The sequence below is a fragment of the Streptomyces sp. M-16 genome (genome assembly GCF_052114405.1).
GTDB lineage: Bacteria > Actinomycetota > Actinomycetes > Streptomycetales > Streptomycetaceae > Streptomyces.
Genome location: NZ_JBFRER010000017.1, coordinates 40,281 through 58,537, shown reverse-complemented (window position 1 = coordinate 58,537; position 18,257 = coordinate 40,281). Strand labels below are relative to the sequence as shown.

15 protein-coding genes are annotated in these 18,257 nt (G+C 73.3%); 9 read left to right on the top strand and 6 right to left on the bottom strand.

The window, feature by feature from the left end:
- Window positions 1-5: 5 nt before the first annotated feature.
- Complete coding sequence (locus tag AB4039_RS10845; RefSeq protein WP_442270580.1) at window positions 6-2,480, bottom strand: helix-turn-helix domain-containing protein; 2,475 nt, start codon at window positions 2,478-2,480, stop codon at window positions 6-8.
- 205 nt (window positions 2,481-2,685) lie between these two features.
- Between AB4039_RS10845 and AB4039_RS10840 the strand changes: the two genes are divergently transcribed.
- Window positions 2,686-3,462 carry a PE-PPE domain-containing protein gene (locus AB4039_RS10840; protein ID WP_266844766.1) on the top strand — a complete coding sequence of 259 codons (777 nt, stop codon included), beginning with the start codon at window positions 2,686-2,688 and terminating at the stop codon, window positions 3,460-3,462.
- 89 nt (window positions 3,463-3,551) lie between these two features.
- Here the strand turns inward: AB4039_RS10840 and AB4039_RS10835 are convergent, their stop codons facing one another.
- A complete protein-coding gene (locus AB4039_RS10835; RefSeq protein WP_442270579.1) occupies window positions 3,552-4,157 on the bottom strand; it encodes a TetR family transcriptional regulator in 606 nt (201 codons plus the stop codon).
- An 88-nt stretch (window positions 4,158-4,245) separates the two neighbouring features.
- On the opposite strand from AB4039_RS10835, the gene AB4039_RS10830 reads away from it, so the two are divergent.
- Window positions 4,246-5,148, top strand: coding sequence for a class I SAM-dependent methyltransferase (locus tag AB4039_RS10830; protein WP_442270578.1), 903 nt, complete (start codon window positions 4,246-4,248; stop codon window positions 5,146-5,148).
- Between the two features lie 80 nt (window positions 5,149-5,228).
- On the opposite strand, the gene AB4039_RS10825 is transcribed toward AB4039_RS10830, so the two are convergent.
- From AB4039_RS10825 to AB4039_RS10810, 4 genes are all read right to left on the bottom strand, one after another.
- Window positions 5,229-5,588, bottom strand: coding sequence for a subtilase-type protease inhibitor (locus AB4039_RS10825; protein WP_266844923.1), 360 nt, complete (start codon window positions 5,586-5,588; stop codon window positions 5,229-5,231).
- 393 nt (window positions 5,589-5,981) lie between these two features.
- A complete protein-coding gene (locus AB4039_RS10820) occupies window positions 5,982-6,542 on the bottom strand; it encodes a DinB family protein (RefSeq protein WP_442270577.1) in 561 nt (186 codons plus the stop codon).
- A 105-nt stretch (window positions 6,543-6,647) separates the two neighbouring features.
- Window positions 6,648-7,049, bottom strand: a complete 402-nt coding sequence (locus AB4039_RS10815; RefSeq protein WP_266844922.1) for an ArsR/SmtB family transcription factor — start codon at window positions 7,047-7,049, stop codon at window positions 6,648-6,650.
- A 241-nt stretch (window positions 7,050-7,290) separates the two neighbouring features.
- Window positions 7,291-7,665, bottom strand: coding sequence for a hypothetical protein (locus AB4039_RS10810; RefSeq protein WP_266844762.1), 375 nt, complete (start codon window positions 7,663-7,665; stop codon window positions 7,291-7,293).
- A gap of 298 nt (window positions 7,666-7,963) precedes the next feature.
- Between AB4039_RS10810 and AB4039_RS10805 the strand changes: the two genes are divergently transcribed.
- The 7 genes from AB4039_RS10805 (at window position 7,964) to AB4039_RS10775 (ending at window position 18,256) form a co-directional block, all read left to right on the top strand.
- Window positions 7,964-9,538: a purple acid phosphatase family protein gene (locus tag AB4039_RS10805; protein WP_266844921.1), complete on the top strand. Its 1,575-nt coding sequence runs from the start codon at window positions 7,964-7,966 to the stop codon at window positions 9,536-9,538.
- A 473-nt stretch (window positions 9,539-10,011) separates the two neighbouring features.
- Complete coding sequence (locus AB4039_RS10800) at window positions 10,012-10,536, top strand: hypothetical protein (protein WP_442270576.1); 525 nt, start codon at window positions 10,012-10,014, stop codon at window positions 10,534-10,536.
- 412 nt (window positions 10,537-10,948) lie between these two features.
- Window positions 10,949-13,093 (top strand): hypothetical protein, encoded by a 2,145-nt coding sequence (locus AB4039_RS10795; protein ID WP_442270575.1) that lies wholly within the window; start codon window positions 10,949-10,951, stop codon window positions 13,091-13,093.
- Between the two features lie 102 nt (window positions 13,094-13,195).
- Window positions 13,196-14,929 carry a GT4 family glycosyltransferase PelF gene (pelF, locus tag AB4039_RS10790; protein WP_442270574.1) on the top strand — a complete coding sequence of 578 codons (1,734 nt, stop codon included), beginning with the start codon at window positions 13,196-13,198 and terminating at the stop codon, window positions 14,927-14,929.
- Window positions 14,926-16,389, top strand: coding sequence for a hypothetical protein (locus AB4039_RS10785; RefSeq protein ID WP_442270573.1), 1,464 nt, complete (start codon window positions 14,926-14,928; stop codon window positions 16,387-16,389). Before pelF ends, AB4039_RS10785 begins: the two co-directional genes overlap by 4 nt.
- A gap of 57 nt (window positions 16,390-16,446) precedes the next feature.
- A complete protein-coding gene (locus AB4039_RS10780; RefSeq protein ID WP_266844753.1) occupies window positions 16,447-17,448 on the top strand; it encodes a GDP-mannose 4,6-dehydratase in 1,002 nt (333 codons plus the stop codon).
- Between the two features lie 94 nt (window positions 17,449-17,542).
- Window positions 17,543-18,256 (top strand): sugar phosphate nucleotidyltransferase, encoded by a 714-nt coding sequence (locus tag AB4039_RS10775; protein ID WP_266844751.1) that lies wholly within the window; start codon window positions 17,543-17,545, stop codon window positions 18,254-18,256.
- Window position 18,257: the final 1 nt, after the last annotated feature.

The window sequence follows — 18,257 nt, the reverse complement described above, 5'->3', positions numbered from 1 at the left end:
GGGTCCTACGCGGCGGCCTCTTCCAGCAGGTGGTGCTGGAGGCGTGCGTGGCGGAACTGGTAGACGGCGCCGACCCGGCGCAGGACCCCGCGCCGGTAGGCGTCGTCGAGGAAGTCGACGGTGGCCCAGGGGAGACGACCGGTCAGGGGAAGCCAGAGGCGGGCCAGCAGTACCCACTGGCCCCAGGCGGTGAACGCCAGGGCGTACGAGAGGGAACCGGCCAGGCCGCCGACGGCGCCCAGCGCGAGCCCGTCGGCCAGGGGCCAGCTGAGGGGACCGGCGACTCCCTGGAGGAGTTCGGTGATCAGACGGCCGCCGAAGGCGATGACCAGCGTGAGCATGGGCGCGAGGAACAGGGCCTGGCGCCCCACTATGCTGCGGTTGACGGCCAGCAGGTCCGTCGGCGTGGCGGCGGACCCGAGGTCGAGGGGGCTCTCCAGGGCGGCGACGAGCCCGAGCACCAGGCCGCCCGCCAGGGCGAACGTGAGCCCGTACACGAGGGAGTTGACGACGGTCGCCTCGATCAGCACCGCTTCGGGCGTTCCGCGGGCGCCGGTCAGCAGGGCTCCGGTGGTGAAGCCGAGCCCGCAGCCGAGGCCCATGACGAAGCCGCCCAGGAGCCCTGCCGAGAACAGCGTGGCGCACCTGCGGGCGGCCGGGCCGTCGGCCCGGCGGACCCGTCCGCGGCCGGGCAGGCGCATCCGCACGCGGGACGGCGCGAACGCCCTGACGCGGAACACGGCCAGGAGCGCGTAGACCAGCCCGAAGGAGAGGCCGACCACGGGGCCGAACAACAGCGCGTCCAACAGGCCCGCGCCCAGCGCGAACGCGGCGCTGTGACCGGCGGCCAGGTTCCTGGCCGGGAACACCAGCCAGTCGGCGACGCCGGTGACCAGGGAGCAGGCGAGGACGACGGCCAGGACGCGGGAGGACAGCCGTACCGAGTCGCGCAGTTGCCACCAGGCCAGGTCCTGGCGTTCGAGCCGACCGGGGCCGTCCAGGTGTCCGGCGAGGTGGACCAGGTAGTGCCGGGCACGTTGCGGGTCCCAGCCGCGGCGCGGGCGGGGCCGGGCGCGGGGCCCGGCCGCGCTCGTGGGACGGCGTCGGTAGACGGCCGGCACGAAGCCGGCCAGCAGGTGTTCCTCGATGGCCTGCGGGGTCGGGAAGCGGCGGGCGTCCAGCAGTACGGCCGGGTCCTCGGCCGCGGAGTCGCTGTAGACGGTCCGGGCGAGCAGGACCATCAGCGGCGTGCCGAGCACCGCCGCCAGGTGGGCGCCGGGCACGTCGTCCGGGCCCGTGCGGAGCCGGTCCAGGACGGGATCCCACACGGTGGTGGTCCCTCCGCCGGGGGCGGCCGGTGCGGCGGCCCGGGCGGTGCGGGGCAGGTAGTGGACGAGGTCCTCGGCGTCCAGGTCCAGCAGCTCGATGCCGGCGGTCCGGCGGAGCCCCTCCACCGCGACGGCCTCGGTGAACCGTTCGGTACGGCTGGTCAGCAGGAGCGGCAGCGCGCTCGTGTTGAGTTCTCGCAGGGCGAGGCCGAGGAGCCCCGGCGCGATCTCGTCGAATCCGTCGAGCACCGGCAGGATCCACCCGGCGTCCACCAGCGCGGAGGCCAGGGGCGATCCGCCGGGTGCGCGCGCGTCGAGGCCGGGATGGTCGCGCAGGAGGCGCTCGATCAGCCAGTCGCGCAGCGTGGTGACGGCCGGATCCCACGACCCGATGCCGAAGACCACGGGTACGGGCTCGCCCTCGGAGCGGCCGGCCAGGTAGTCGGTGACGAACCGCAGGACCAGGACCGTCTTGCCGGAGCCGGCCCGGCCGAGCACCAGCAGCCGCCCGGACCGGACGCGCCGGTAGACGTCGGCGATGCCGGCCGGTCCGCCCCGCGGGGACGACGGGCCGCCGAGGTCGTCCCCGCGGTCCAGCAGGTCTTCGGGGGCCGGCCGCCACCGCACGGGCAGCGGGAACGGATCGTGGACGCGCCGCTGTTCCTCCTCGCGGACGCAGCGGCCGTACACGTCGAGGGCCAGGGCGTCGGCGACAGCGGCCAGGGCTCCCGACGACGGCGCCAGCGTGCCGGCCCGCAAGGACCGGGGAGGTACGGCCGCGGGCTCGGGCGGACGCCCGGGCACGGGGCCGGCCGTCGCGCCGGCGTCCCCGGCGGTGGCACCGGTACCCGCGGCCTTGCCGGTGCCGGTACCGGTGCCCGCATCCGTAGCGGAACCGGTGCCGGTGCCGGTACCGGTACCGCGTTGGGCGGCCAGGAGATCCGTCCAGACGCCGTCCCGGTCGCGGCGCAGCGCGTCAGCCAGCGCGTGGGCGACCTGCTTCACCGTTCCCATCCGGGCATCGGTGGGTTTGCCGGTCTCCAGCCGGTGGATGGTGCGCACGCCCAGCCGGGACCGCTCCGCCAACTGCTCCTGGGTCATCCCCGCCTCCAGCCGCAACCCGCGGAGCAACGCACCGAACCGGTCGTTCACTCGCACCCCTCTCACCCTGCCGCGACTGCGGCCACCGGTGACGGATGCCCTGCCGGATTCCCCCCGGAAACACGGGGCGCGGGCAACCGGCCAGATATGGCCGGTCGTTGACATGGTCCGCCCACCAGCGAGAACACCACGATGGGAACCGGTCGCCGCATCCGACGCGGCGTCCACCCCCGAACCGAGGGAGACGACCGGTCCCATGACCACCACGAAGCCGCGCGGGCTCGCCCGCCGCCTCAAGTCCGTCATCGCGTCGACCGTCCTGCTGCTCGCCGGCGCCGCCGCCGTACCGCCCGCCGCGCACGCCGACCCCGTGCACCACTACTACATCGAGATCGGCGGCACCGGCGCGGCCGCGGAGGCCCCCGGGTGCACCAGCAGCTTCACGGCGGCGAACGAGCACCTGAACGGCGGGACCGCGGTTCCCGTCTGCTACGCGGCCAGCGGCGGCCCGTTCGTCGGGAGCCACAACGAGATGCCGGCCCCCTGGGGGACCCCGAGCTTCGGCGACAGCGTCAACGAGGGTTACTGGAACGCCCTGGCCGCGCTGGAGAGCACCTACCGCGCCGACCCCACGGCACGCTTCACGATCGCCGGCTACTCCCAGGGGGCCTGGGTCGGCGACCTGCTGCTCCGGACGATCGCCGACAACGGCACCGAGGTGCCCCGCTCGCAGGTCGACGGCATGCTCTACTCCGACCCGATGCAGCCCGGCACGGGCTTCTGGCACCTGGTTCCCGAGGGGGTGCTCGTCCCGTTCGTCGCCTATTCCCCCGGCACCGGGCCGGAGGAGTTCCCCGGAGTCCCGGTCCAGCGCTTCTGCATCCGGACCGACGGGGTCTGCGACGCCACGTCCCTGGACTCCTTCTCGGGCTTCCTGCGGCAGCATCCCCGGTACTTCCAGGCCGGCAGCATCATCGAGGACACCCTCGCCCGGCACGGGGGCAGCGGGACGGTCTGGTACCCGGCGGAGTGACCCGGGCCCGCTGAACCACGACGCCCCACCGCGGCCCGGCCCTCCGGCCGGGCCGCGGCGCGCCGGGCCGCGGTGCGGGCGGGCCGGGATCAGGCCGGGGGGCCGCCCGGCGTGCCGAGCAGGGCGGTGACCAGACGCCCGCACGTCGCGCGTGCGTCGAAGTCGGCGTCCGGGGAACGCGTCATCAGCAGGTGGTGGACGGTACCGACGAGCGCGAGTGCGAGGATGTGCGGGTCGGCGCCCCTTGGCACGCGGCCGGCTTCCCGTTCGGCCTCCAGGTAGCCCGCGACGGACTCCTGCATCGCCGCGAACCCCGGCTCCCCGGCCTCCAGCGCCCGTCGCGTGTGCAGGGAAGCGGCGGGCCGGGTCATCGCGAGGCCGACGACCGCAGGATCCAGGGAGTCCAGCAGCGCCGCCGCGAAGTCGACGAGGTTGTCCGCGACGGTGCCCCGTCCCACCCGGTCCGCCAGGGCCTGCGCACCGCGGACGCTGCGGGAGAAACGGTCCAGGACGAGCGCGGCGACGAACTCGTCCAGCCCCGGGAAGTGCGCGTGCAGGACCCCTTTCGCGCACTGTGCCTCGTCGGTGACCGCCCGGCTGGTCAGGGCGGCGGCGCCGGACCGGGCCACGACCCGTTCGGCGGCGGCGAAGAGCCGCTCGCGCAGGTCGGGGATCGCCACTCCACGCGGAGACATGGAACCTCTTTCCGAAAGCCGATTGCCAGTATGGGCGCTCGCCCATACTCTTTGGGCACTTGCCCATTCTATGGCGTGGAGGCACCCGATGGATCAGGTGAACCAAGGCGACCGAGCGGACCGGACCGCTCGGGCGGAGCAGGCCGGCGGCGTGGCCAACAAGGACCAGGAGCAGGCGTGGAACGGCTACGAAGGCGCCTTCTGGGCCCGTCACCAGGACCGCTGGGACGCCGTCAACGACGGGTTCAACCAGCCGCTCCTCGACGCCGCCGGGATCGCGCTCCGCGACCGGGTCCTGGACATCGGCTGCGGAGCCGGGCGCACGACCCGGCTCGCCGCCCGCCTGGCGGCGGAGGGCACGGCCCTCGGCCTGGACCTGTCGGCCCCGATGCTCGAACGGGCGCGGGCGAGCGCGGCACACGAGCGGACGGCCAACGTCGTCTTCTCGCGGGGCGACGCCCAGGTCCACCCGTTCGCCCCCGGTGGCTTCGACGTGGCCCTCAGCCGGTACGGCGTCATGTTCTTCGCGGATCCGCAGGCGGCCTTCGCGAACATCGGGCGCGCCCTGCGTCCCGGCGGCCGCCTGTCCTTCGTCTGTGCCGCGCTGCCCGAGGAGAACGACTGGCTCCGGGCGCTGGCCACCCTGCGCGGGATCCTTCCGGTGGGGGAGTTCGGCGTGCCGGGAGCCCCGGGCATGTTCTCCCTCGCGACCCCCGGGCGGGCCTCCGCGATCCTGGAGGCTTCCGGCTTCGAGGCCGTCGAGTCCGTAGGCGTGGAGGCGTACGGGGACTGGGGGCGCGACGCCGAGGACGCGGCCGCGTTCCTGCTGGACTCCGGCCCCGGCCGTCACCTCCTCGACCAGGTCGGGCCGACGGAGGCGGAACGCGCCCGCCGGACCCTTGCCGACGCGCTGCACCCCTACGAGAGCGGCGGCGCCGTGCGGCTGCGCAGTTCCTCCTGGCTGGTCACCGCGCGAAAGCCCGCGGTGTGACGGAGTGACGGTGTGACGGCGGGGCGGAGCGGCGGTGGTGCGCCCGGGTCCGCCTCCGCCCCCTTCCGTGTGCGACCGGGTCAGAACGCGAAGACGGCGTTTCCGTTGACCGTCGCGGACATCTCGCAGGCGTTGGAGAAGGTGTGCTTCCAGGCGACGCGGGTGCCCTGCCACACGCCGTCGGCCGTGACGGTGACGGGGGCGTAGTGCATGGGACAGGCGTGGTCCGGGTTCGGCGCGGTCAGCAGGCGGTCGAGCGTGCCGCCGGCAGACTTGAGGGCGGCGCACGCGGCCTGGGGGTCGGGGTGGGTGCCCGTGGCGGCCGGCGCGCAGCTGAGGGTGGACGCCCGTAAGACGGTGGCCGCCGCGTCGTCGCCCTGGGCGACCGAGAACACCAGGGCGGAGGGCGCGTACAGGCTGGCGGGCCGGGCCTCGGCCATGCCGGTCACTCCGGCCAGGCAGAGGAGGGCGGCGGCGGAGACGGTAGCGATGCGACGCACGACAAGACTCTCTTTCGATTCAAAGGCTGGATGCGATTCTGCTTTTCGGAACCGCTTCCTTACGTGCTTGAGCCTGTCTGATCCGAAGGGGAGACGCACATCGATGACCGATTTACGGACACACCGTCCGCATACCGGCAACCGAATGGTCGTTCGGGCAGCTCAGTCGGGGTGCGCCGACCGCGCGCGGACGCGCGGGCGCCCGGCTTCGTGGCCGGTGACCTGCTGTCTTTGGCGCGTCGGCGTACTGTCGGCCGCCCGTGATTCACCGGGCGGCCATGCAGCTTGTCCGGATAGCGCGGTCCTCGCCGCCGCCCGACCGGCGCGGGGGTGTTACTGACCGACCCTTCCGTCGACGCACTCGCGCAACAGGTCGGCGTGGCCGCAGTGGCGGGCGTACTCCTCGACCCTGTGCACCAGCAGCTCCCGGATCGCGATGCCGTCCTTGCCCACGCGCGCGCCCAGGTCCGGGTGTTCGGCCAGCGCGGCGTCGGTCGCGGCCTGCTCGCGATCCAGATCGGCGTACGCGGCGTCCACCACGGCCTGCTCGGCGACGGCTCCGTGGAAGTCGGAGTCGCGCGCGCCGTACAGCTTCGGCAGCGGGTCGCCGTCGGTGATCCAGTTGCGCCAGTCCCGTTCCACCTCGGCCAGGTGCCGGAGCAGGCCGAGCAGCGACATCGTCGACGGCGGCACCGACCGGCGGGCCAGTTGCTCCGGGTCCAGGCCCTCGCACTTCATGCGCAGGGTCATGCGGTAGTTGGTCAGGAAGTCCAGCAGGTTCGCGAACTCGCCGTCCGGGCTCACCCCTTCGTTGTTGCGGGGGTCGTCGTCCGGGTCGGCCCACATGTCGGGGTAGACGGTCGCCTGGGTCCATCGTTCGGGTTGGTCGTCCATGCGGTCGATGATCGCCCGAGCCGGTCCGGCCCGCCACCGAGTTCCGGTGCGGGGACGGTGGCACGGCGGCGTCGGCCGACGGGGTGCCCCGTCACCCCGCGCGCGTCACGTAGCGGCGCCGGCGCCCGTGCCGGTCTCCACGCCCGTGCGGGTCTCCACGCCCGTGCGGGCCGGCCTGGAGTCGCCCTGCCGCAGTTCGGCGAGGAGTTCGCTCTGGCCGGCCAGGAGTTCCGTGAGGATGCGGCGGGCCGCTCTCAGCAGATCGGCGACGTCGCCGCCGGCGAGCGCGTAGCTCACCGTCGATCCGTCGCGGATGGACACGACGATGCCCGACCGTCGCAGCACGGCGAGTTGTTGGGAGAGGTTGGAGGGCTCCACGTCGATCTCGGCGAGGAGCTCGCGCACGGGCCGCGGACCGTTCTGCAGGAGCTCCAGGACGCGGATGCGGACGGGGTGCCCGAGCATGCGGAAGAACTCGGCCTTCGCCTGGTACAGGGGTACCTGGATTCCCACGCGTGCTCCTGCCATCGCCTGCAACGGTGCTCCTCCGCACCGGCGTTCCGGTCGGACAGCCCTCGTGCCCGTCCAGGTGCCCGTCGTCGTGCCCGTCGTGTCCGTCGTCATGTCCGTCGTCGTGCCCATCATTGCGCCCGCGGGGCCCACGCCTGCCCGAGTTTGACTGCTTTCAGATATGCCGAGTTGAAGAAATCTTCAACTCGTGGGCATGCGTGGGCCCGGAGCACCCCGGCTACAGCTCCAGTGCCGCTTCGACGCGCTTCAGCTGGTGGCGGGCCATGGCCAGGTTGGAGTTGCCCTTGTCCAGCACGAGGTACAGGAACAGGCTGTTCATCCCGTTGCCCCCCAGCAGCCTGATGAGGTGGTACTGGCTGCCGAGCGTGATCAGCAGGTCCTCGATCTCGTCCTGCAGTCCCAGCATCTGCATGGTGCGGACCTTCGCCCGGATCACATCGGTGTTGCCCGCGGCGGCGACCATCAGGTCGAGGTCCTTGCCGCCGCCGAGGGTGCCCAGCGCCATCCCGCTGGTGTAGTCGACGAGCGCCGCCCCCAGCGCGCCCTCGACCGAGGTCATGATCTCCTTCAGGGACACTTCCACATTCGCCATCGGCGCCCGCTCCCTCACTCGCACGTCTGTGCCCGGCCCCCATGTCGTAGGCGGGGCCGGACTGTTAGCGGAGCTCACGCTACTGAGCGGGCTCCACGGCGGGCGGGGAATGAGGGAACTGGCGGAAAACCTCCCCTGTGCCCCGTGCGGGGCACGTACGCCGTGCCACGGCCTGTCTCCCGCGTGATCTGCGGCTCGTTCGCGAAGATTCTGGACGTCACATGGGGGTCCGTATCCCCTTCGTTCACCCGGTGGTGGGATTCACGTCGCCCGAGGAGAGGATGTTCGCGCCATGGACCTGGACGTACCCGATTTCGGTATCCCTCAGAAGCTCGCCTCCGGTATGAGCATGGCCGAGCAGCACGACTACCTGCGCGCCCGGTTCACCCGGCGCGGCGCACTGCGTGCGGGCGCGGTCACCGCCGCCGTGGCCGGGGTCGGCCTCGGTGCGGGCGCGGCCTCGCCCGCCTACGCGGCCCCGGCCGCGCTGCCGGCCTCCTCCGAGCGGCGCGGCGTCGACGGCTCGCTGACCGCCCCCTTCGGACGCCACCTGCAGTACGGCGCAGACCCGAAGACCCAGATGCGCGTCTCGTGGCAGGTGCCCTTCGCCGTCAAGAAGCCGTACCTGCGCATCGGCACCAGCCCGTGGGCGCTGAGCCGGAAGATCGACGCCGAGGTGCGCCACCTCAGCACCCCCGTCTTCAACGGCGGCAAGATCGCGGCCGCCGAGCAGTTCTACCTGCACGTGGGCCTGGACCGGCTGCGGCCCGGCCAGACGTACTACTACGGCGTCGGCCACGACGGGTTCGACCCGGCCGACCACCGCAACCTCGGCACCCTCGGCACCTTCACCACCGCACCCGCACGCGCCGAGAACTTCACCTTCACCGCCTTCGGGGACCAGGGCGTCAGCTACCACGCCCTCGCCAACGACGCCGTGCTGCTGGCCCAGAACCCCGCCTTCCACCTCCACGCGGGCGACATCTGCTACGCCGACTCCTCCGGCGCGGGCGCCCCCGGCGACACCTACGACGCCCGCGCCTGGGACCAGTTCCTGGCCCAGACGGAGTCGGTGGCCAAGAGCGTGCCGTGGATGGTGACGACCGGCAACCACGACATGGAGGCCTGGTACTCGCCGCAGGGCTACGGCGGCCAGAACGCCCGCTGGTCCCTGCCCGACAACGGCCCGGACCCGGTCAACCAGCCCGGCGCCTACTCCTTCGTGCACGGCAACGTCGGCGTCGTCGCGCTCGACGCCAACGACGTCTCGTACGAGATCCCCGCCAACTTCGGCATCAGCGGCGGCAGGCAGACCGCCTGGCTGGACCGGCGCCTCGGCGAGCTGCGCCATAACCGCGACGTCGACTTCATCGTGGTCTTCTTCCACCACTGCGCGTTCTCCACCACCAGCTCGCACGCCTCCGAGGGCGGTGTCCGCGACGCGTGGGTGCCGCTGTTCGAGAAGCACACGGTGGACCTGGTCATCAACGGCCACAACCACGTGTACGAGCGCACCGACGCCATCAAGGCCAACCGGGTCGGCCGCAAGGTGCCGATCGGCGAGCGCACCGACCCGACCCGGGACGGCATCGTGTACGTCACGGCCGGCGCGGCGGGCCGCTCGCTGTACAGCTTCCCGGTCCCCGACTCCTACGAGGGCCACGTCGCGGACCGCGACAGCGTGGACACCTACCACTGGGCCAAGGGCGGTGCGAAGGCGACCGAGACCGTCGAGTGGTCGCGGGTCCGGTACACCAACTACTCGTTCCTCGCGGTGGAGGTGGAGACCGGGTCCCACCCGCGGATGAAGGTCAGCGCGCTCGCCGAGACGGGGCAGCGCGTCGACCACTTCGAGATCCAGCGCGGCCGGTAGTCCGGTGGCCCGGTAGTCCGGGGGCGGCCGGTCCGCGCCGCCCCGGCAGCCCCTGCTCACCGCCCCCCGCCGGGAAGCGGTGAGCAGGGGCGCTTCGGCATGCCGTCGACGGCATCCGCCGGACGTGGTCGCCGGACGCGGTCAGGCCCGCCGCACGGGCCCCCGGCACGTGCCGCAGGCCGGAACCCGCCGGGTTGGCCGGGAACGCCGGGGCCGCGGCGGGCCGGGAAGCGGCTCCGGGCCCGCCCCTGCGTCGGGTGTGAGCCAAAGCGCCGGACCCCGTGCCGCCCCGGGGGGCCGATCCCGTCCCACACATTGCGCACGGTGCGTGCGCTGCCGGTATACGGTGTGTGATCTTCCTTCACGGGTTCCCCGCAGGCCCTTCGCAGGAGGGGCACTTCAGGCCGATCCGCGGACGCGCCCTTCCGGACGGGGCAGACGGCGTACGCGTGTTCTGTCTAGCCTCCCGGGCCATGAGATCACCTCTGACGGGCCGTCTGGGCCTCGCCGCCGTCCTCGCCCTCGTCCTCGCCGTGTTCGGCCTCGCCCCCGCCGCGAGCGCAGACCCCGCGCCGGCCGCGCTGACGTTCAGCACGAGCAGTGCCACCACCACGCCCGGTGGCACCGTGCAGCTGTCGATGACGCTCACCAACAACAAGAGCTACGACGTCTGGTTCGTCTACCAGACGATCGATCCCACCTGGCTGACCACCCAGCGCCCCGACCTCAAGTACGGCTTCACCGGCTGTTCCGTCGCCACCGCCTCGGGCAGCACCTCCTGCGCCGGCACCGGTCCCGCCAACCTCGGCGGCAACTACGGCGCCACCATCCCGCCCGGCCAGAGCCGCACCGTCACGCTGACCCTCCAGATCGCCGCCGACTCCGGCTGCAACGGCAACATCGGCTTCTACAGCTACTACTACGCGGAGTTCAGCGACAGCAGCAACGCCACCGGCGGTCCGGTGTACACGCCCGAGACCCGCGTGCTCTGCGCCTGACGAACCGCCCGCCCGCCCGTCGAGATGGCGATGGCTTGAAATAACTGCAGATCGGGTGTTCGAATGGTCTCGGCCATCGGAGCCCGACCGGTGGACCGCCACGGTCCGCGAAGGTGCACCACTCGGGGCCCGGACCAGCGCGCAACGCCTGCGCGCCTCCGGGCCCTCGCGCACGGGACAACCGGAACCCGCTCCGGTCCCCTCGCCCGTCCCTTGATTGCGCCCCCATTGTGCGCCTGCGGTTTTCCGCCGGTTTTCGCGACACCATCACAAACGCTACACAGAGACATCACCATGTGACGCGACGGATGCGTCGACGACTGGCTTCTGAGGGGGCGCCGGCGTCGCGCGAGGGGGTGCGTCCGCTCCGTGCGAGCCGTGCTCACCCCTGCCTGGGAGGGGACTTCACCGCATGAAGCGGACCATTCGCACCGCCGTGCTCACGGTGGGCACGCTCATCGCCGCGCTCGGCTTACCGGCCGGACCGGCACACGCCGACGACCCCGCGCCCCGCACCGACCTGCGGGTGCTGGTGGTGAGCGACGGTGGTCCGTCGACCGCCGCCATCGCGGCCGAACTGGACTCGGCCGGAACGCCGTACACCACCGTCGACCTCACCCGGGGCGGGCGGTCCACGATCGACGCCGCCTTCCTCGCCGACACCCTGGACGGCCGGCCGCGCGCCAAGTACCAGGCCGTGGTGATGCCCAACGACAACCCCTTCCCGGCCGGCTCGGCCGAGATGACGGCCCTGAGCGCCTACGAGCGCACGTACGGCATCCCCCAGGTCGACGCCTACACCTACTCCCGGCCCCAGGTCGGCCTCCAGTACTTCGCCTCCGGCGGCTACGCCGGCAGCCTCGACGGGGTGCGCGCCGGGGTCACCGCGGCCGGCCTCGGCGGCCCCTTCGCCTACCTCGACGGGGCCGTCCCCTTCGAGGACAACTCGCCCGCCGTCGGCGAGAGCTACGCCTACCTCGCCCAGCCCGCCCCCGGCGCCGACTTCACCACCTACGTCGACGCACCCATACCCGGCACGCCGAGACGAGGCTCGCTGGTCGGCGAGTACCGGCACGACGGACGGCGCGAACTCGTCGTCACCTTCGTCTACAACCAGTACCAGCAGCAGTTCCGCCTGCTGGCCCGCGGCATCGTCGAGTGGATGACCGGCGGGGTCCACCTGGGCGCCTCGCGCAACTACTTCGCCGTGCACGTCGACGACGTCTTCGCCGCCGACGACCGCTGGGACAGCGCCCTCAACTGCACCCCCGGCGACGTGGACTGCGCGAACGGCGCCGGCACCCCGAACCCGATCCGCATGACCGGAGCGGACGCCACGTACACTGCCGAGTGGCAGACCGCCCACCGCTTCACCCTCGACATGGTCTACAACGGGGCCGGCAGCCTGGACCAGCGCGAGGACAACAACGGAGCCGACGAGCTCGCGGACACCCTCATCGCCCAGCGCGACCGCTTCCGCTGGGTCAACCACACCTACACGCACGCCTACCTCGGCTGCGAGCAGGACGTCAGCGCCGTGCCGTGGAAGTGCGCCACCCTCCCGGGCGGCGCCACCAAGTGGGTCACCAGGGCCGCCATCAGCGACGAGATCGCGACCAACCGCGTCTGGGGCCAGACCTCCGGACTGCCCCTGCAGAACGACGAGTTGGTCACCGGTGAGCACTCGGGCATGAAACTGCTCCCGCAGCAGCCGCAGGACAACCCCAACCTGGCGCTCGCCCTCGCCGACAACGGCGTCAAGTGGCTCGCCTCGGACAACTCCCGCGACCCCGACCAGCGGCCCGTCGGCCCGGCCGCCACCGTCGCCCGCTACCCGATCAACGTCTTCTACAACGCGGGCAAGGCCGTCGAGCAGGCCGACGAGTACAACTGGATCTACACCCGCCGCTCCCAGGGCGGCAGCGGCATCTGCGAGGACCACGCCGACACCACCACCTGCCTGCCCGCCCCGCTGGACACGGCCACCGGGTACGCGCAGTACATCGCGCCGCAGGAGATCCGCACCGCCCTCGGCCACGTCCTCTCCAACGACCCCAAGCCCCACTTCATCCACCAGTCCAACCTCGCCGAGGAGCGCATCGCCTATCCCGTCCTGGGCGGGGTCCTCGACGGGTACGCCGCCCTCTTCGCGGACAACACCCCCGTGGAGAACCTCCGGATGAAGGACATCGGCGTCGAACTCCAGCGCCGCGCGGCCTGGAAGGACGCCGTCAGGGCCGGTCAGGTCACCGCCTACCGCATCGGTGACACCGTCACCGTCCAGGCCCCGAACGGCCTCGCGGCACCCGCGACCCTGCTCGCCGGCAGCCGCCAGGGCACCGCCGCCTTCGGCAGCCCCTACGCGGGCCGGGCCTCCGGCTGGACGGCCTCGGCCGGGACGCCGCTCGCCTTCACCCTTCCGGCGTCCGCCACCGCCACCGGAGCACGGACCGGAGCCGCCGCCTTCTCCCGGCCGGCTCCGCAGACCGCCCCCGCCCCGCGCACCGAGCTCCCCGCGGCCGTGCGCGAAGGCGGCTCCCGAGCCCCCCGGGGCTGACCGACCGGCGCACGCGAGGTCCCGGCCGCCCCTGCGCGGCCGGGACGGCCAGGTCCACCGACCGCGGCCACCCCCACATCTTTCCGGCCGTGGAGCCCACCCATGCACGTTCACCACGGCGCGCGCCGCCCCGGAGCGACACGCGTCACCCTGCTCACCGAAGGCACCTACCCGCACAGTCACGGCGGCGTCAGCGTCTGGTGCGACCAGCTCGTCCAGGGCATGCCCGACCTCGACTTCGACGTCATCGCGGTCACCGGAACCGGCCGCGAAGCCCTCGCCTGGGACCTGCCCGCCCACGTCCACAGCGTCCGCTCCGTCCCCATGTGGGGTGCCCCGCCGGAAGGCCGGCGGCCCCGCGGGCGCGCCGAGCGGCGGCTGGCCGCCGCGTACGAACGGTTCCTGACGGCGCTCCTCGACCCGCGGGCCGAGGACGGGTTCGCCCCCGCGCTCTACACGATGGCGCGCGCCGCCGCGGACGGACAGCTGAGCCCGTTCCTGCGCGGCCACCGCGCCATCACCATCCTCGCCGCGGTGTGGAACCGCCCCGGACTGGCCGTCCGCGAGGCCCGTCCGACCCTGCGCGACGCGCTCACCGCCACCACCCTGCTGGAACACGCCCTGCGCCCGCTCGCCGCGCCACCGCCGAGCGACGGCGTCGCACACGCGGTCAGCGGCGGCGTCGCCGTACTGCCCGGCCTGGCCGGACTCGAACGGCACGACGTGCCCCTCCTGCTCACCGAGCACGGCGTCTACCTGCGTGAACGCTACATCGGCTACCGCACCGCGCCCTACCGCTGGCCGGTCAAGGCCCTGGTGCTCGGCTTCTTCCGGCTGCTGGCGCAGGAAAGCTACCGCAGGGCCGCCCTGATCACCCCCGGCAACCGCTACAACCGGCTGTGGGAGGAGGAGGGAGGCGCCGCCCCGGAGTCCATACGCACCGTCTACAACGGCGTCGACCCCGCAGCCTTCCCACCGGCCGGGCCCGAGCCCGAGGTCCCCACGCTGAGCTGGGCCGGCCGGGTCGACCCCATCAAGGACCTGGAGACCCTGATCCGCGCCTTCGACCTGGTCAGGCGTCAGGTACCGGAGGCCCGGCTGCGGCTCTTCGGCRGCACCCCCCGGGGCGGGGAGGCCTACCGGGAACGGTGCGAGGCACTGGCCGCCGAGCTCGGGCACGCCGACGCCGTCGTCTTCGAGGGCCGGGTCGACGACATCAAGGACGCCTACGCCGCCGGCAACGTCGTGATGCTCTCCAGCATCAGCGAGGGCTTCCCCTTCACCCTCATCGAGGCCATGTCGTGCGGACGGGCCACCGTCTCCACCGACGTGGGCGGCGTACGGGAGGCCGTCGGCGACGCGGGCCTCGTGGTGCCGCCGCGGGACCCGGCCGCCATGGCCGCCGCCGCCGTGGAACTGCTCGCCGACGCCCGGCGGCGCGCGGCGATGGGCGAGGCCGCCCGGCTGCGGGTGATCGAGCAGTTCACACTGCGCCAGACCATCGACACCTTCCGCTCCATCTACCTGGAACTGCCCGCCCTCGCCCGGTCCGCCGCGGCCCCGCCCCGCATCGCGGTGGTACCCGTACCCGCGCAGACACCCACGGCACCGGCCTCCGTACCGGTACCCGCCCCCGTACCGACGGCCGCCTCCGCACCGGCGGCCGCCACGGGACCGGCCGCCGCGGGACCGGCCGTCGCGCAGGCGCCCGCCCCGCAGCCGGCCGCCCCGGCGGGTGCGCGTCCGCGTCGCCCCGTACCCTCCTGGGCCAGGGCGGACGCCCCCGAGGAGAGCACCGCGTCGGCGGTCTCCGGCACGGGGAGCCTGGCCGGATGAGCGGACCCATGGACCTCGAACCGCGCCGCGGGCAGGACGACACCCTGACGCTCCGGCTGGCCGTGCCCAAACGGCCGGCCACACGCCGCCGCGGCGCGGACCCCCTCACCCCCGGCCCGCGCGGGACCGCCCCGGGCCACGACGGCGAGGCCGTCACCCTGGGGCTGCGACTGCCCGGACCCGCCCGGACCGACGAGGCCGTCAACGGGCTCGCCGCCGACATGGCCGACCGCGTAGGACCGGCCGTCCACCCGTACGAGGTGGCCGCGCTCCTGGAGGCGGACGGGCTCTCCGCCGACACCATCCGGCAGTGCTACGGCCACCCAGACATCTTCTCCCTCGCCACGGCGCTGTACGAGCGGGTGCCCCGCGTCTTCCCGGAGCCGGCCCGCGCGGCCGACCCGTGGCGCCCCGACCACCTGCGCTGCCTGCTGCGCGGAGTACTGTTCGCCCTCCCCGCCCTCGCCTACCTGCTCACCGCACCGCTGTGGCAACCGGGGAAGCACGCCGCCGCGCTCGTCGTCGCGGGCGTCGTCTCCTGGGCGTGGGGCCAGGCCCTCGGCCACCGCGCCTACCTGTGGATGGTGGCGGGCCGGCGCGAGGCCGCCCGCACCCTGCTGCGCGGGGCACCGCTCGGTGCCGCGCTCGCCACCGCGGCCGCCGCCGTCCCCGCCCACGGTTCCCCGGTGATCTGGGCGGCGGCCGCGCAGTCCCTCTACCTGGCCGCCGCGGGCGTACTGCTCGTCCTGGGCCGGGAACCGCTGCTGCTCGCCGCCCTCGCCCCGCTCGCCGCGGGCGCCGCCGTACTGCCCTGGTGGGAACCCGGCCCACTGCTGCGCGCCGGACTCACCCTCCTGGCCCTCGCCGCCACGCTCGCCGTCGCCGGCCGGACCCTGCGCACCGAGTACGCCGCCGCACCCGCGGCCGGCGAGGGCGCCGGGCCGCCGCTGCCGCGCTCCCTGCCCTACGGCCTGTTCGGCCTGGCCGCCGCCCTGCTGGTGCTGCTGGCGGGCCGTCGCGAGCCGTACGCGGTCATCGTGCTCACCGTGAGCATGGGTCCCGCCGAATGGCTGCTCTACCGCTACCGGGGCCTGTCGGCCGCCGCGCTCGGCGCGTCCGGGAGCCCCGTCGGCTTCCGGCTGCGGTCGGCCGGTGTCCTGGCCCTGTGCCTGCTCCTCTACACGCTCCCGCTGGTGCCCGCCGCGCTGCTCACCGGCGCGGGCCCCGCCACCCTGCCCCTGCTCGCCGCGACCCTGTGGACCGCCCTGCTGCTCCAGGCCTTCGCGGTGGCCTGGACCCCGGCCCTGATCTGCCTCGGGGCCGCCGGCGCCGCCGGCGCGGTCACCCTGTTCCGCCTGCCCCCGGGACCGTCCGTCCTGCCGCTCTGCTGCGCCGGAGCCGCGCTGTGCCTGATCGGCTGCGCGCTGCGGTTCCTCGGCCGGCCCGCCTCCCATGCCTGACACCCCCCGCCCGACCCCGTACCCGTACCCGTACCACCCATCGAAAGGAGAGGTCGGTTGACCTCCGCACCGCTCGCAGCCGTCACCGGAGCCGAAGGCTTCATCGGCTCCCACCTCACCGAGTCCCTCGTCGCCCGCGGCTACCGGGTCAGGGCCATGGCCCAGTACAACTCCTTCTCCTCCTACGGCTGGCTGGAGACCCTCGCCCCCGAAGTCCTCGACCAGGTGGAGATCGTCCTCGGCGACGTCCGCGACCCCGGCTCGGTCCGCGGGCTCCTGGACGGCGCCGACTGCGCCTACCACCTCGCCGCCCTCATCGCGATCCCGTACTCCTACCGGGCCCCGCACAGCTACGTGGACACCAACGTCACCGGCACCCTCAACGTGCTGGAGGCCGTCCGCGCGCTCGGCACACCGCGCCTGGTGCACACCTCCACGAGCGAGACGTACGGCACCGCGCAGACCGTCCCGATCACCGAGGACCACCCCATCAACACCCAGTCCCCGTACGCTGCTTCGAAGGCCGGCGGCGACCGGCTCGCCGACAGCTACCACGCGAGCTTCGACACCCCCGTGGTGACCCTGCGGCCCTTCAACACCTTCGGCCCGCGCCAGTCGATGCGCGCGGTGATCCCCACCGTCATCGGCCAGGTGGCGGCCGGGGAGCGCGTCATCACCCTCGGCGACCTGCGCCCCACCAGGGACTTCAGCTACGTCAAGGACACCGCCGCGGCGTTCCTCGCGGTGGGCACCGCCCCCGCCGCGCAGGTGGTCGGCCGCACCTTCAACTCCGGTACGGGCACGGAGATCTCCGTCGGCGACCTGGTGGCGCTGATCGGCAAGGTGATGGAGGTTCCGATCGAGGTGCGCGAGGACACCGAGCGACTGCGGCCGGCCGCCTCCGAAGTCATGCGGCTCGTCGCGGACGCGAGCCGGCTCACCGCCGCCACCGGCTGGGAACCGGCCCACAGCCTGGAGGAAGGCCTGGCGCACACCGTCGAGTTCTTCCGCGACCCGGCCAACCTCGCCCGGTACAAGACCGGCATCTACAACGTCTGACCCCTCCGGACCCCCACCCCCCCCACGCCCTCCCCACCGCCATACCCACGTCCCCCCACCACGGCTCGTCACACGACTGATGGAGGAACTCCCCATGTACGCAGTGATCCTGGCGGGCGGCAAGGGCGTCCGGCTGCGCCCTTACACCACTGCCCTCCCCAAGCCGCTCGTCCCCATCGGCGACCAGCACGCCATCCTGGAGATCGTGCTGCGCCAGCTGTCGGCCGCCGGATTCACCCGCTGCACCATCGCCATCGGCCACCTGGGCGAGATCATCCGCGCCTACGTGGGCGACGGGTCCCAGTGGGGGATGGCCGTCGACTACGCCACCGAGGAGAGCCCGCTGGGGACCATGGGCCCGCTGCTGAACCTCCGCGACCGGCTCCCGGAAAGATTCCTCGTGATGAACGGCGACGTCCTCACCGACCTCGACTACGCCGACGTGCTGCGCCGCCACGAGGCCTCGCGCGCGCCACTGACCATCGCCACCTACCCGCGCAAGGTGCACGTGGACTTCGGGGTGCTCACCACCGACGCCACCCGCGTCGTCGGCTTCACCGAGAAGCCCAGCATGGACTACCGCGTGTCGATGGGCGTGTACGGTCTGAGCCGCGAGACCCTCGACGGATACACCCCCGGCCTGCCGCTCGGTTTCGACGAGCTCGTCCTCGACCTGCTCAAGACCCAGAACCCGCCGCACGCCTACGAGTTCGACGGCTACTGGCTGGACATCGGCCGCCCCGACGACTACGACCGGGCCAACGCCGAATTCACCAGCCGCAAGTCCCTGCTGCTCAAGGGAGCCTGAG